We start from the raw sequence: 15561 nt of genomic DNA, 5'->3' as shown, positions 1-15561 counted from the left end.
TCTGATTCATCGGGAAAAGGTCACGCGAATCAGCATGAGCAATTTTCTGTAATACCGGACTATCCTGCCCGCTTTAACTCGTGTGAATTGCAACTCTGCCCTCGGCGTTGCAGCAAGAAGTTCAACCGCCTGCTCCGCTAAAATGGGCTCCCGACTGTGCGGGTGGATATACGACGGGTAGGCAATCAGCGCCTGATAAACCACATCGTCTAACGTGAGGCGGCGCGTACGGCGTGAACACCTGTGTTCATCCTGCGTCAGCCCCCATCCGGCATAAAAAGGCATGCCGTAACACACCACTTTTTTACCGTGCAATAAGGCTTCAAATCCCGACAACGAGGTCAGCGTATGCAGCTCGTCGGCGGCCTGAATGCATTGAATAATGTCGGCGTCTAATGCCTGACTGTCTGCCCAGCGGCTGACATCTTCGGCGGGGATCTGCCCCTGCCGGTTCCCCACCAGAACATCCGGGTGCGGTTTATAAATGATGTAGGCATCCGGATGGCGTTCGCGCACAGCCCGTAACAGCCCGCCGTTGGTGCAAACCGACAGCGTGCCGGTCAGGATCGAGGCGTCATCTTCCACCTGCCCCGGAACCAGAATCACCGTCTTTCCGGCGGCGTCGGCGGGCAGCGTGAACGCTGCGCCGAGGTTATATTTACTGACTTTGCTGGCAACCAGCCGGTGGCGCAGCGCCGCGGCGCGTTGTTGCTGATACGCCGTCAGGTGGCTTTGGCTGAGCAGATGCTCCAGATCGCTCGGGCGCGTGGCATCGTAGTAGATGCCCGTTTTATCCAGCACCAGCGAAAGCGGCGGATGCAGATCTGAGCCCAGCCCGGCGGAGCGCAGAAAACCGTCTTCCATACGCCACTGCGGCAGCTGATGTTGCGCAGCGGCACTTTGCCAGCGAGCCTCACCTTTAATGCCCCACACCACGCAGGCAGACTCACCGGCGAAGCGCTTACTGAAATTCACCTTGTTGCCGGTGGTGCGCAGAAACGGCGTCAAAATCGTGCGCTTCCACAGCGTCAGCCCCGGCGACCATAAACGTCCTGCGCGCTGCTGGTGATGCTGTCGTTGCATCATCAGCCAGCTGAGGACGTCAAACAATGTGCCGCGTTTGCCGTCTGCCGGATTGATATACCGCGTGTAGCGCAGGCAGGCCGCGCTGAACAAATCTTCCAGAGTGGCACTGCCGCGTCGCGCGCTGAGGGATGGCGACTGCGCGTGGCGGTCGTCGGTCAGCCCCCATCCTGCGTACCACGGTTGACCAAATACGCTGACCGGCTTACCGGCCATCAGCGCTTCAAAACCGTAATTCGACGTCACCACATAAACGCGGCTCACCCGGCGCAGCAGCGACTGCGGGCTGACATCCATCGCCAGCAGTCTGATACGCGGGTTCTGCTTCGCCAGTTGCGCTATCTGGCTGAAATAGCCTGATTTTTTTCCCTGAAGCACGTCGGGATGAATTTTCACCCAAATCTCCGCTTCCGGGTTCTCCGCCATTGCGGCCTGTAACATGCTGTCGAACTGTTCCGCCCCGGCGTTGCCGTACACCACGGCCATATCGCCAAAGGTCTGATCCACCACCAGCACCGCGCCCTGCGATGGTGACGTGAGCGTGCACGCCGGTGCCTGGTTGTATTTCGATAAATCCCCGCTGACGATCATCTGCATCGCCTGGCGCGCATCGTCATGCAGTAACTGATTGTCTTCGTGCTGATGAATCAGCCCTTCAAGCGAACTGGGGCGCGAAGCGTCGTAATACATGCCTTCGCTGTCCAGCACCATGGAGAGCGGCGGCGAACCGGTCACCCCTAACCCCAGCGAGCGGATAAAACCGTCTTCGAGGCGCAGCACCGGCAGGCCTTTTTTCTCTGCCAGCGCCACCGCTTTGGTGCCGCTCGGGCGATAGCCCCAGACCGCAATCCGCGTGATGTCATCCGGCAGCGGCCGCACCAGCGACACCTTGAAGCAAGGCTCGCCGAGAAACGCCGTCAGATGCGGGATCCGGTAGATACCGCCAGAAAAAATCCCCAGCATTACAGGGTCAGCACCACTTTCGCGGCCACGGCCAGCTGGTAAAGAATGGTCGAAATGCCACGGGTGACTTCGATGTTCTTCGACTCATACTTCGGCAGCACCATCAGCTCGTCGCCCGGTTGCAGCGTTTTGACGTCTTCGGCATTCACCGCTTCGCCGTTTTGTCTGATCAGGATGACTTTCGAATTGCCGGATTTTTGGGTAAAGCCCCCCACTTTCTCGATGTAATCTTCCGGGCTGAGGCCTTTCTGCCAGCTCACCGCATTCGGGAACAGCACTTCGCCGTGGATCATGACCAGCGAGGTTTTCTCCGGAATATTGATGACGTCGCCATCTTCCAGGATCACCTGATTAAGGTTGTCTTCGCTGAGCACCACTTCGCCTTTCGGCACCACCTGACGCGCTTTATTGACAAAGCGGCTGACCAGCTGGGCTTCCTGAGTACGCAAACGGGCCTCTTCCTGAGTCGAAGACTGCGCGGAAAGTGAAGCTTCTTCGAGTTTCTGCAATGTCAGATCCAGCATCTCTTTCTGACGCAGGGCGACAGAACGGCGGTACAGCTGGATGGCGTTAATCTGCGACATGCTGTTGGTACGAATTTTTGGCAACAGCTGGCTCATGGTTGCGCCGTAAGGCAGCACCACCGCGTGCTCGCCGGAATGCGCACCTTCGATGCGAACCTGAATCGTACCGGCGTAGCGGTCCGAACTGATGATCAGCTTGTCGCCGTCCTGCAATGACCGGCCCGGTGCCGAGCTCAGCGGGTAATACTCGCTGCGCTTCATGCTGCCCTGCTGGCGGATAATGGTCATGTGCGTCGCGCCCGGTTTCGGGCGAGCCCAGCTCAGGGCTTCGCTGACCGGGATCGTGCTGTCACGAAATTCAAAGTCATAGCTGTTGAAGACGTCGCCATCCACGCTGAAGGTATGCTGACGCGGCCCGACCACAATGGTGTCGCCATCAGAGAACTGCGAGAGGCGCAGATCGCCGTTGAGCAGGAAGTCATACAAATTGATGCGTGAACGCACGCGATCGTTGTGCTTAACCACGATGTCCACGTAGCTGCCGCGCTCGGTATCTACGCCACCGGCTTTGCTCAGGTACGAGAGCAGGGAGTCAGAGGCTACGCCGCCGTAAAGGCCGGGGTTGGTGACATAACCGGTCACAAACACTTTCACCGGCTGCGCCTGCAACAGCGAGGCGTACACATTCACGTTTGCCTGATAAACCTGTTTCACTTTGGTGGTGATCACGCTGTTCAGCTGGCTGTTCGAAATCCCTGCCACTTTCAGCGGGCCGACGTTAGGCAGGAAGATATTGCCTTTCGGATCGACGGTCAGTGCGCCATCAAAGTTGAACGCGCCCCACAGGCGGATCTGCACCTGATCGCCCAGCCCGATAATGTAGTTCGGGTTGAAACCGATGCTGGCGGCGTTGTCTGCCGCGGCGCCGCCGGTGAAGAGCTGTGCGCCAAACATACGGCTCATGACGGCCTGAACCGCCGGACGCGGAGTATCGTCGAAACCGCTGTCAGAACCGGTTTGCTGAGTCTGGCCGGACAAAAATGCAGGCAACGGCGCAGCGCCGGTCATCTCAGGATCGGCATTAATCCCGATGGCATGTGCCTGCGTAAACTGGCAGGCGAGCAAAATCAAAACGGACTTCAATAATTTCATAACAAGCTCTGTGTGCGATTCTTCAGGCTAAAAGGGATAGCGGAACAAACCGCGTTAATCTTTATGGTCATCAATGACCGCCAGCAATAATTTGACGGTGCCGAACAGCAGGCAGCAAATCAGCAGCCAGCTCGCGATCATGTAAGGCGTATTTGGGAATTTGGACTCTTGCGGCAGCTGCGGGGAACTGATCACCGACAGCACTTTGAGTTTTCTCGCCGCTTCGACGCGGGTCTTTTCGATAGAGGTCAGCGTGAGCTTGTAGAGATCGGTATCAAACTGAACTTTGGCTTTAATCTCTTCAAAATCCACCGCCATGCTGTTGAGCTTGTGGCCGTCCGGCGCGGTGATTTTGCTTTTTTCCTGATCAATCTGTTTGCCCAGCGAGGTAATGGCGTTCTGCGCGCTGATCACCTGCGGCGCGTCTTCACGCAGATAAGTCAGTAAGTTACGCAGCTCCGCTTCCATCTGGATTTTCTGACCGACCAGCGTGTTCACCAGCGTCGTGGCCGCGATGGCCTGCGCTTCCGGATCCAGAATGTTGTTCTGGTTCTGGTACGCGAGTAACTGAGTTTTGCTGGTGTTCAGGCGTGCCCGCGCCTGCAGCATTTCGTTTTCGGCGAACGCCTGCTGATCGCGCGCAATTTTGTGCGAGATTTCGTTGATGAAACGCTCGGATTCTTTCAGTACCGCTTTGTTGAACTGCTCGGCAAATTCAGGGGTAAAACCCTGCGTTCCGATGGTCAGCAGGCCGGTTTTATCGTCGTAGGTGACGGCGATACGGTCGCGGTAATAATTGAGGAATTGCTCACGCGTGGCATCTTTCGGCAGATGGTAGAAGAAATCCAGACCGCTCTGACCAAAGACTTCGTGGAAATTCAGTTGTTTATCGAGCACCGCGAGCATATCGGGGGAATTGATATACTCTTTCAGGTACATCGCGTCTTCTGCGGTGCTCGGATTGGCGGCACCCAGCAGCAGACCGACATTCAGGCTGCTGCCGCTGATGTCATTAGAACTTTTGATCGCAACCGTTGATTCGCTGAGATAGCGCGGATGGCTGAAAATAAGCAGATAGACGATCAGCAAGGCCATTGGCAGGCCGATGATGATTTTGCCCAGATTCTGATTGAGCGTTGCCATACTCAGAAAAGGTGATCGACGAACCCTGGCAATGTGTTCGCCGGGCCATGCAGACTTCAGTTTTTCAATAAACATTTCTTATCATCATGACAAATCGCACGTTTTTAACATCGTGCTTTATTAAAAGTACCGTGATCCTGCGTGTCTTTCCCCTGCAATCAGATCACGGTGCGCAATGTTTTCAGTCGAAAATACGAACCAGACCCGCCACGTTGTTTTCTTTATCTGTCACCAGCAGCACGGAAACGCGGTGCTTTTGCATCAGCGTTTCGGCATCGGTGATCATCATGTCCGCCGGTAACGTCAGCGGCGAACGGGTCATCATGTCGGCAGCACAGGCACTCTCGAGCTGGGTGCTTTTTTCCATATACCGGCGTAAATCCCCGTCAGTAATGATGCCCGTCAGTTGCTGTTGCTGATTGTTTACCGCCACCATGCCCTGACACCCGCAGGTGATGGCAGAAATCACCTGACGGAATCCGGTATCTTCACGGACGGTCGGCACAACCGGCAGCATCACATCTGACACGCGGGTGAGCAGACGGCGGCCGAGAGAACCTCCCGGATGGTAACGGGCGAAATCGGTAGGCAAGAATTTACGCTGACGGATCAAAGCCACAGCCAGCGCGTCGCCAATTGCCATAGTCAGCGTGGTCGAGGTGGTCGGTGCCAGATTGTTCGGGCAGCTTTCGCTTTCCATCATCAGTTCCAGCGTGGCGTCGGCATGTTTTGCCAGCGTCGACGCGTTGTGATTGGTGATCGCAATAATGCGATTACCGAACTGGCGCAGTGACGGAATTAATTTCAGGATTTCATCCGTTTCCCCGCTGGCTGAAATGAGGATCAGCAAGTCGTACGGGGTGATCATGCCGAGATCGCCATGAAAGGCTTCGGCGGGATGAATAAAGAAGCTTGGTGTACCGGTGGAAGCCAGCGTCGCGGAGATCTTTCTGCCCACGTGGCCGGATTTGCCCATACCGGACAAAATGACGTGACCCTGGCATTCAATGATAAGCCGGAGGGCTGTCTGATATTGCCCGCTGTCGAGATGCGAAGAAAGGTGATGCAGCGCATCAGCCTGTTCAGAAAGCGTACTGCGCACTGAGTCAATCAGACCGGGTTGTACAGACGCGCCCGTGGTGCCGCCAACTACCTGATTATCTGCCACATTAATGCCCTGATTGGGGTAAGACACACTCAGACGCCACGCCAAAGTGGTTACTCATTATGGTTAGCCGAGCAAGTAAAATGTGCCCTGAAGAAGTCCATTTCATGGTCTGGCCGGTCGCTACTGCGTCGCAGTATGAGAAATTGAATGAGGAGTGACCGGAAATCAGCGCCGGTAAAGTGAGTTTTCAGCTGGCTGAAAAAGTTACACATTAGCGAAAAAATATACAAATTCACGCGAACTATAAACAATCGAAACACATTCATTCAATTGATGCATTTTTTAACATACAGCACGATATAACACAAACTGTATCGGAGTTTTCTTATCAAAATCCCGACTATACTCAATGAAGGCTAAGACACATCGGGTTTTCAATAGATTGTTATATAACAAATAGTTATTTGTATATGACAAAGACAGAGGCGGCGAAGAATCAATCAACATGGATTATTCTTAATCATAAAGACAGACATATTGTGAGGTTTTATGGCAAGCGGATGGGCGCAAGATGGCGCAGTACAAGATCAGATAGATTCCACGGTGAATGATGCTGTTGATCGCGCACGTCAGTCACTCGGCCAGGGTGAAAGTGCGGAGTTCTGCCACGAATGTGGTGAGCCTATTCCACTGGCGCGCAGAAAGGCGCTTAAGGGCGTGCAATATTGTGTCACCTGCCAGGCCGCGCTGGATAAAAAACAGCAGGATCACGCCGGGTATAATCGTCGCGGCAGTAAAGACAGTCAGCTTCGTTAACGCCTCCTCCTCCCTCCTCTTTTATGCTTATGACCCATTGCACCATTATGGTTCAATAAAAGTCATTTCGCAGGTGAATATCCGGTTCCTCCTCTTTACATCTGCTTCAAAATTGAGCACAGGTTTTGTTTTCGTTCCGCAAAAGTTAGAGCGAGTTATCATTTGCGCGGCGTAGTTGTTAATTAATGATTGTTTAAAAGACAACATCTGGTTAATGATAAAGCGCTGCACCACGAGAGAACATTGCAAAGTGTAACAATGCACCATCACAGTGCGCCCCATGTTAAATTTTTTGCTTGAACGGTTCAGCACGCCGTTAAGCCATTGAATTTTAGCATGCATGAACTTTGGCATGAATATTGCAGTGAAGCGTCGTAACATAAGATCGTTCCCATAATATGTACAAAGGAAATTCACTGATGAAGTCACTCTTAAAAGTTTCCCTGGCCGCGTTGACTCTGGCCTTTGCCGTAAGCTCACACGCAGCAGACAAAAAACTGATCGTTGCTACTGACACAGCGTTTGTCCCGTTTGAATTCAAACAAGGTGACAAATACGTCGGCTTCGATATCGACCTGTGGGACGCGGTCGCCAAAGAGATGAAAGTCTCTTATGAACTGAAACCAATGGACTTCGGCGGCATCATCCCTGCCCTGCAAACACACAACATCGATCTGGCGCTGGCGGGTATCACCATCACGCCTGAGCGCAAGAAAGCCATCGACTTCTCTGACGGCTATTACAACAGCGGTCTGATGGTCATGGTCAAAAGCAACAACGACGCCATCAAAAGCGTGGCTGATCTGAAAGGCAAAACCGTGGCAGTGAAAAGCGGCACCAGCTCCGTGGATTACATGAAAGCCAACGTACAGACCAAAGATCTGCGTCAGTTCCCGAACATCGACAGCGCTTACATGGAACTGGGTACAGGCCGTGCGGATGCGGTGATGCATGACACCCCGAACATCCTGTACTTCATCAAAACGGCCGGTAAAGGTCAGTTCAAAGCGGTTGGCGATTCACTGGCTGGCCAGCAATACGGTATCGCTTTCCCTCAGGGCAGCGAACTGCGTGAGAAAGCCAACGCCGCGCTGAAAACCATCAAAGAGAATGGTACCTACGCCGCCATCTATAAAAAATGGTTCGATACCGAACCTAAATAAGCGTTGTTCATTTAAGTCGTTCCCTTTTAGAGAAAGCTGACTTGATATTATGCGCCTGCCGGGATTTATTCCGCGCAGGCGCAGTAAGTTGTTTGACCAGGAGATAATCCATGCAGTTTGACTGGAGCGTAATTTGGCCCGCTCTGCCTATCCTGCTCGAAGGCGCCAAGATGACATTGTGGATCTCGGTCCTCGGTCTGGTTGGCGGTCTGATTATTGGTGTGATTGCGGGTTTTGCCCGCGCGTTTGGTGGCTGGTTTAGCAGCAACGTCGCACTGGTATTTATCGAGCTCATTCGCGGTACGCCTATTGTCGTACAGGTAATGTTTATTTACTTCGCCCTGCCGATGATGGTTCCCGATCTGCGTATCGACCCGTTCAGCGCCGCGGTGGTGACCATCATCATTAACTCCGGTGCCTATATCGCTGAAATTACGCGTGGCGCGGTGTTGTCTATCCACAATGGTTTTCGCGAAGCCGGTCTGGCGCTGGGTCTGTCCCGTCGTGCGACCCTGCGTTACATCATCATGCCGCTGGCGCTGCGCCGCATGTTGCCACCGCTGGGTAACCAGTGGATTGTGAGTATCAAAGATACGTCACTGTTTATCGTCATCGGTGTCGCCGAGCTGACCCGTCAGGGCCAGGAAATCATCGCCGGTAACTTCCGCGCCATGGAAATCTGGAGTGCGGTTGCCGTTATCTATCTGATCATTACGCTGGCTCTGAGCTTTGTTCTGCGCCGCTTAGAACGCAAACTGAAAATTATATGATTGAATTCAAGAACGTCTCAAAACACTTTGGCAAAACCCAGGTGCTCCACGACATCGATCTGAACATTTCTCAGGGTGAAGTGGTGGTGATTATCGGGCCGTCCGGCTCCGGCAAATCTACCTTGCTGCGCTGCATCAATAAGCTGGAAGAGATCACCTCCGGCGATTTGATCGTTGATGGCCTGAAAGTGAATGATCCGAAAGTCGATGAACGCCTGATCCGTCAGGAAGCCGGCATGGTGTTCCAGCAGTTCTATCTGTTCCCGCACATGACCGCGCTGGAAAACGTGGCCTTCGGCCCGATCCGCGTACGTGGTGCGTCGAAAGAAGAAGCCAATAAACTGGCGAAAGAACTGCTGGCGAAAGTCGGTCTGTCCGAGCGCGCGCATCACTACCCTTCCGAGCTCTCCGGTGGTCAGCAACAGCGTGTGGCGATTGCCCGTGCGCTGGCGGTCAAACCTAAACTGATGCTGTTTGATGAGCCGACCTCTGCGCTCGATCCGGAACTGCGTCATGAAGTGCTGACCGTGATGAAGCAACTGGCTGACGAAGGCATGACGATGGTCATCGTGACTCACGAAGTCGGCTTCGCCGAAAAAGTGGCATCACGTCTGATCTTCATCGATAAAGGCCGTATTGCGGAAGACGGGAAACCCGCCGATCTGGTTAATAACCCGCCGAGCGAACGTCTGCGCGAGTTCCTGCAACACGTTTCCTGATGCCAAAGGCCGCGGCAAGCGCGGCTTTTAACGCTGACCGCAATGATGTCGGTTTCTCAGGTGCGCTGATCACTTAACGCGCTGCGCCGAACCGCCCGAAGGGGGAAAAGCTTTTCCCCTTTTGGATTCCCCCTCGCTTTTTACTCCGCGCTGTCGCTTGCTGGCTATGCTCCGGTTACCCGCCTATGGCACGTCACCCCACAACGTTTTGCCACAAATTATCTACAATACGGTCACTCTTGTTTTACCCTTAGGGCTGCCACACCCCCATTAACCGCCATTTTGAGAGAGGAACAATGCCGCATAACGACAGGACTCCGTTGGCTCACCGCATCCAGACACATCTATTTTCGGTTTTGCTGTTTATCACCCTCGCCATGTTCAGCGCTTTCAGCCACGCGGCTGAGGAGAAACCCGCTGCGGCAGATCAGCAAAAAGCCTCATACGCCGCACTGGCCGATATTCTTCAGGATGATAAAGCCCGCGCCGAACTGATTACCCATCTGCGTGACGCTGCCCGCACAGCCCCGCAGGCGGCTAAAACGGCCAGCGAAAATACGCCACCGCAGGCTGAACAGTTGTCGCTGATTGATCAGCTGGTCGATACCACCCAGCAGACAGCGTCCGGGATCATGAAGCGCGTTCAGACGCTGAAAGACACCATCAATTCAGGGCCGGAACGCCACTTTAACCCGGCCCGTTTCTTCCCGGCGGTCGGTTATTTTCTGCTGACCGTGGCAGTGACTTTTGCTTTCTTCCACCTGATCCGCCGGTTAATCGGGCCGCTCTATCTGCGCCTTGGCCGCTGGGGAAATCATGCGCGGATGCGGGAAACGCACTGGTACAAGTTGCCCGCCAGCATCCTGGGCGCGTTCGCCGTCGATCTGGGTATTTTGCTGCTGACCGTTGCTGCCGGTAACCTGTTTGCGCAATACGTCAACGGCGGCAGCCCGCTGATCGCCCGGTTGCAGGCACTATTTCTCAGCGCGTTCGCGGTAATAGAATTCTTTAAAGCGGTTTTGCGCCTGATTTTTTCCCCCGGTTTCAGCTACCTGCGCCCTTTCCCGCTGGCAGACGTTACCGCCCGTTACTGGAACACCCGTCTGGCGTGGGTCAGCGGCCTGATCGGGTATGCGCTGATGGTGGGCGTGCCGGTCGTCGCCACACAAATCAATTACACCACCGCCGCCGTGGTCAATTTTGTGGTGATGCTGGCGCTGACGGTTTACGCCAGCTGGCTGATCCTGCATAACCGCCGCACCATCCACCATGAATTTAATCAGCTGGCTGAGCGGTCAATGGCGTTCTTCAGCGTCATCCTGCGCGCGCTCGGCCATGTCTGGCATTTGCTGGCCGTCAGTTATTTCGTCGTGCTGTTCTTCCTCTCACAGTTTGATTTTGCCGGCAGCCTGCGGTTTATGATGGCAGCGACCATCAAAAGTCTGGTGATCATCGGCCTTGGCGCGCTGATCTCCGGCCTGCTCTCGCGCTGGATCAGCCGCCGGATCACCCTGCCTGATGACGTCAACCGCCGTTATCCGCTGCTGCAAAAGCGGATTAACTCTTACATTCCGGCAGGTCTGAAAATCATCCGCGTGCTGGTGGTCCTGAGCGTAACGCTCTCACTGCTTGATGCCTGGCAGATTTTCAATCTGAACAAATGGTTTATGACGGAAACTGGCGAGAAAGTGATAAGCGGGCTGGGCCACATGCTGTTTATTCTGTGCTTTGCCATTGTCGCCTGGACGCTGCTGGCGAGCGTGATTGAGCACCGACTGGCGCAGGAACTCAGCAACGGTGCGCGTCCCAGCGCCCGTGAGCGCACGCTGCTGACGCTGTTTCGCAACGTGCTGGCTATCGTGATTTGTACTATCACCATTATGATCATGCTGTCGCAGGTCGGGCTGAACATCGCGCCGTTGCTGGCCGGTGCGGGTGCGCTCGGTCTGGCGGTCAGCTTTGGTGCCCAGACGCTGGTTAAAGATGTGATCACCGGTATTTTCATCCAGTTCGAAAACGGCATGAATACCGGGGAATACGTCACGGTGATGGGCATCAGTGGCACCGTCGAGCGCATGACGATCCGCTCGATTGGCCTGCGCGATATTTACGGCGTCTATCACATCGTGCCCTATTCTTCGATCACCACGCTTTCAAATTATGAACGCGAGTTTGGGGTGTATCGCGCCAGCTATAATGTCAGCCGCGAGGAAGATGTGGATGCGGCCAACGCCGTGCTGCGCAAAGCGGTCGAAGCCCTGCAACAGGATGAAGCCATCAAACCGCTGCTGCTTGGCGAGCCAACCTATCAGGGCGTGGTGGGATTAGGAGATCAGTTCTTCACCCTGCGGGTGCTGGTGCGCACCAAAGCGCTGGAACAATGGACGGTGCAGTACGCGCTTGACCGGCTGGTGAAGAATCACTTTGCTGAGGCGGGGATCGAAATGCCCAAGCAGGCAGTACAGATTTATAATGGAGACGTACCGCAGCCTGGGATCAATGCGGGTATCGCGCCATAGTAGCTTGAATAATGACCGGGAGTATTTCGATTTTTAATTGCAGCGATCCCTGGCCATTCGCGCCGAAACGGGGAAAGGGATCGCTGTGACTCAGGAACCGGCATTTCCCAAAAATGGCAAAACCGGTCCGGCTCCCCGCTTTACTGTCTGGTCCGCTCGCCCGCGATCACCGAAAACTCCGCCATCATCCGCACCAGATCCTGCATCCCCAGATTGACCTGATTGATGACTTCCCCTGCGTTACGGCTGAGTGTGACGCCGCCGCCTGCGCGGTTGACGCAGTTACCCATGCCGTCAATGGCCGCCATGACGCCTTCGCGGATGTGTTGCGTCAGCTGGTCAATCTCAACCGCGGCTTTGCGGGACTGATCGGCAAGCGAGCGCACTTCACCGGCGACCACGGCGAATCCCCTGCCCTGTTCACCGGCGTGCGCGGCTTCGATGGTGGCGTTGATCGCCAGTAAATTTGTCTGGGAGGAGATACGGCGGATGGTATCGACCATTTCACCAATGCGTTCTGATGTCTGGCCGAGCTGGCCGATGATGTCTGAGGTCCGGCGCGCTAACGCCTCGACCTCCTGCATGTCTTCGACCGCCTGCTGGACGATAGTGACACCCTCGGCGGCGGTTTTATCGGTGGTCAGCGACAACGCGTGGACGTGCGTCATCATGCTTTCCTGCTGCCGCTGCTGGTCCATCTGGCAGGTAATATCCTGAGCGATTTTAACCACTTTAAGCACTTTGCCGTCGTCATCCATCACCGGGTTGTAACTCGCTTCCAGCCAGATACTCTGCCCCCGGCCATTCATGCGCTCAAAACGCCCCAGAATAAATTCGCCGTTTTTCAGGCGCTGCCAGTGATTACGGTATTCATGGGAATCACGATAGTGTGGTAAACAAAACATACCGTGGGAATGGCCCTGAATCTGCTGAAGGGAATACCCCATGACTTTCAGAAAGTTATTGTTTGCAGAAATGACGTGACCGTCAGGGGTAAAGGTGATGAGCGCCATCGAACGTTCGAGCGCCTGATAAATACCGTGATGTTCGTGAGATTCATTCACCCGTTCAGAGACGTCACTGGCAATTTTAATTATTTCAGTGACTTTACCTTGTTTATTTCTCACCGGTACATAGGTCGCTTCAAGCCAGAGAATGCTGCCATTCTTATGCACCCGTTTAATATTCCCGCTGATGGATTTCCCTTGCCGTAAACCTTCCCAGTGCAAACGATAGGCATCGCTGACGACAAACTCCGGCGTACAAAACATCCGGTGTGGCTGGCCTACGACTTCCTGTCTGCTGTAGCCCATTCCCTTAAGAAACAGATCGTTCACCTCAAGCACCACGCCGTCTGGCGTGAAAGCTATCATCGGAACCGCCTGCTGGATCGCAGAGAATTTTTCACGCCATGCCGTACTAAACTGATGAGAAAATAATTGCATAGGACAGACACCCTGTGGCTGATAACGTGAATTAATGCGTGACCGCAATTAATTGAAATAAACACGTGCTACATCCCGCGGGTTATTAGCGTTGAAACCAATAAACAGCGAAACCGTAGTCTGACCCCTGGGTGGGTTGCAGGCAGGAAAACACAATCAACAATGCTGTGATAAACAAATAAGGCAAATAATGATTACAGTGAAAACGAATAAGCTTTTTTTATAGTGAATTAAGCATAATTTAATCCACTCAAAAAGAAAGGGGACGACCGGACTATTTTTCCAGCGTACGCATCAACAGATGAACACGCTGGAATCATTCATTTCACGACGTGATCAGACTGACCAGCGTTTAATTGCCCAGCTTTTTTGCTGTGATGGCGTCAGGAAAGTCCAGGCCACGAAGCGGCTGATTTTGTTCCCGTGCACCATTTCGATGGTGCGAATGTCGGTTGCACCTTCTTCGTTTAACGCGTCATACAGCAACGGCAAGGTGGTTTTTTTGGACACCAGCACGGTGTACCAGAAACAGTTCTGCGCTTTGCCCGCACTCTCTTCGGCCATGTGAACCACAAAGGCTTCTTCGCCGCCTTCGCACCACAGTTCGTTGTGCTGACCACCAAAGTTCAGTTCGGTCGTGCCACGGCGATCTAACCCCAGATTCTGGCGTTTACGCTGGCTGCCCGAGGCCGCATCGGCCGCTGACGCATGGAAAGGCGGATTACACAGCACGGCGTCATAGCGTTCGTCGTGGCGGATAATGGTATCGAGAATACGCTGCGGTTTGGCCTGCAGACGGAAACGCACCTGATTGGTCAGTTGCGGGTTGGTGGCAACGATTTTCTTGGCTGCCGCCATGGAAACCGGGTCGATCTCACTGGCAGTAAAACGCCAGCCGTATTCGCGCAGGCCGATAATCGGGTAAATACAGTTCGCGCCAACGCCGATATCCAGCACGGAAATGTCTTTACCCTGCGGAATGTTGCCGTTGTTGCTGCTGGCCAGCAAATCCGCCAGATGGTGCACGTAATCCGCACGGCCAGGGATCGGCGGGCAGAGATAATCGGCCGGAATATCCCAGTTAGCAATCTGATAGCAGTCATGCAGCAAGGCACGGTTCAGCGCTTTTACCGCCTGAGCATTGGCGAAATCTACCGACAAATCGCCCCACTTGTTTTCCGTAACGAACGGCGCCAGTTCGGGGTTATTGGCAATCAGGGCCGGGAAATCATAGCGGCTGCGATGACGATTTCGCGGGTGAAGACCGCTTTTTTCCTGAGGGAAGACTTTCTTTTTTTCCACCTGAGTGACTCTCCGAAAAGGTGTGCGCGACGCATACAACATGCGCGGGGACGCTGGATGTTCATGAATTGGCGCACAAGATACCACAAACCGTCGCCGCCTGCCGGATGCTCACTGGCCGGGGCACATAAAAACCGTCACTTCCCGCCTAAAATGGGTAATCTGACATTCAAAATTGAAATCAATATGTTGACCGAGGAATACCATGAACGCTGATGATCGCTACTATTACGAACCCGCTGCCGGTCACGGCCTGCCGCACGACCCGCTGAATGCCATTGTCGGCCCGCGTCCGATTGGCTGGATTTCCTCACGCAATGCGGCGGGCCAGCGTAATCTCGCGCCCTACAGCTTCTTCAACTGTTTCAATTATCGTCCACCGATCATTGGTTTCGCCAGCAGCGGCTGGAAAGACAGCGTGGCAAACATTGTCGAAACCGGCGAATTTGTCTGGAACCTGACGACGCGCGCGCTGGCGGTGCAAATGAATGAAAGTTCGGCCTCGCTGGAACGCGGTAACGATGAGTTTACGTTTGCCGGTCTGACGCCGCAGCCGGGCAACATCGTCGCCGCCGATCGCGTGCTGGAAAGCCCGGTGAACTTTGAGTGCAAGCTGACGCAATGCATCCAGCTGAAAACGGCCACCGGCGGGGATATTGATACCTGGCTGGTGCTCGGTGAAGTGGTGGCTGTGCATATCGCCAAACATTTACTGGTGGAGGGCGTTTACCAGACCGCCCTCGCCGAGCCGGTGTTGCGTGCCGGGGGGCCTTCCGCCTATTACGGCATTTCTGAAGCGCTACGTTTCGATTTAACCCGCCCCGACGCCCGCTGACCGACACAAAAAAACCGCC

The 15561-nt window shown here is 54.4% G+C and carries 12 protein-coding genes; 6 read left to right on the top strand and 6 right to left on the bottom strand.

From position 1 onward, the window contains the following. Nucleotides 1-6 precede the first annotated feature (6 nt). From ED901_RS02635 to ED901_RS02620, 4 genes are all read right to left on the bottom strand, one after another. The gene (locus ED901_RS02635; protein ID WP_122094646.1) at nt 7-2046 is read right to left on the bottom strand and encodes a capsular polysaccharide biosynthesis protein; all 2040 of its coding nucleotides are present in this window, start codon (nt 2044-2046) and stop codon (nt 7-9) included. Continuing rightward, the gene (locus ED901_RS02630; protein ID WP_056782355.1) at nt 2046-3722 is read right to left on the bottom strand and encodes a polysaccharide biosynthesis/export family protein; all 1677 of its coding nucleotides are present in this window, start codon (nt 3720-3722) and stop codon (nt 2046-2048) included. Before ED901_RS02630 ends, ED901_RS02635 begins: the two co-directional genes overlap by 1 nt. 54 nt (nt 3723-3776) lie before the next feature. Next, nucleotides 3777-4940, bottom strand: coding sequence for a capsule biosynthesis protein (locus ED901_RS02625; protein WP_122094644.1), 1164 nt, complete (start codon nt 4938-4940; stop codon nt 3777-3779). A gap of 106 nt (nt 4941-5046) precedes the next feature. Then, a complete protein-coding gene (locus ED901_RS02620) occupies nt 5047-6033 on the bottom strand; it encodes a KpsF/GutQ family sugar-phosphate isomerase (RefSeq protein ID WP_240993888.1) in 987 nt (328 codons plus the stop codon). A 489-nt stretch (nt 6034-6522) separates the two neighbouring features. Here ED901_RS02620 and ED901_RS02615 point away from each other — a divergent pair, with 489 nt between their 5' ends. From ED901_RS02615 to ybiO, 5 genes are all read left to right on the top strand, one after another. Then, nucleotides 6523-6789, top strand: a complete 267-nt coding sequence (locus tag ED901_RS02615) for a DksA/TraR family C4-type zinc finger protein (RefSeq protein WP_056782354.1) — start codon at nt 6523-6525, stop codon at nt 6787-6789. A gap of 419 nt (nt 6790-7208) precedes the next feature. Beyond that, on the top strand, nt 7209-7952 hold the full coding sequence (gene glnH / locus ED901_RS02605; RefSeq protein WP_056782352.1) for a glutamine ABC transporter substrate-binding protein GlnH: 744 nt from the start codon (nt 7209-7211) through the stop codon (nt 7950-7952). A 110-nt stretch (nt 7953-8062) separates the two neighbouring features. Then, entirely contained in the window at nt 8063-8722 is a 660-nt protein-coding gene (gene glnP / locus ED901_RS02600; protein WP_013574682.1) for a glutamine ABC transporter permease GlnP, read from the top strand. After that, a complete protein-coding gene (gene glnQ, locus ED901_RS02595) occupies nt 8719-9441 on the top strand; it encodes a glutamine ABC transporter ATP-binding protein GlnQ (protein WP_056782351.1) in 723 nt (240 codons plus the stop codon). Before glnP ends, glnQ begins: the two co-directional genes overlap by 4 nt. 320 nt (nt 9442-9761) lie before the next feature. Beyond that, nucleotides 9762-11960 (top strand): mechanosensitive channel protein, encoded by a 2199-nt coding sequence (ybiO, locus tag ED901_RS02590; protein WP_240993863.1) that lies wholly within the window; start codon nt 9762-9764, stop codon nt 11958-11960. A 140-nt stretch (nt 11961-12100) separates the two neighbouring features. Here ybiO and ED901_RS25575 read toward each other — a convergent pair whose 3' ends face one another. Together ED901_RS25575 and rlmF are read right to left on the bottom strand one after the other, a co-directional pair. Continuing rightward, on the bottom strand, nt 12101-13405 hold the full coding sequence (locus ED901_RS25575) for a PAS domain-containing methyl-accepting chemotaxis protein (protein WP_122094638.1): 1305 nt from the start codon (nt 13403-13405) through the stop codon (nt 12101-12103). Between the two features lie 336 nt (nt 13406-13741). Further along, the gene (gene rlmF / locus ED901_RS02580; RefSeq protein ID WP_122094636.1) at nt 13742-14707 is read right to left on the bottom strand and encodes a 23S rRNA (adenine(1618)-N(6))-methyltransferase RlmF; all 966 of its coding nucleotides are present in this window, start codon (nt 14705-14707) and stop codon (nt 13742-13744) included. A 205-nt stretch (nt 14708-14912) separates the two neighbouring features. On the opposite strand from rlmF, the gene ED901_RS02575 reads away from it, so the two are divergent. Then, nucleotides 14913-15542 (top strand): flavin reductase family protein, encoded by a 630-nt coding sequence (locus ED901_RS02575; protein WP_122094634.1) that lies wholly within the window; start codon nt 14913-14915, stop codon nt 15540-15542. Nucleotides 15543-15561: the final 19 nt, after the last annotated feature.

It is taken from the genome of Rahnella sp. Larv3_ips, assembly GCF_003697865.1.
GTDB classification, from domain to species: Bacteria; Pseudomonadota; Gammaproteobacteria; order Enterobacterales; family Enterobacteriaceae; genus Rahnella; species Rahnella rivi.
Note: the sequence above shows the minus strand (reverse complement) of the source record. Positions and strands in the feature narration are given on the sequence as shown.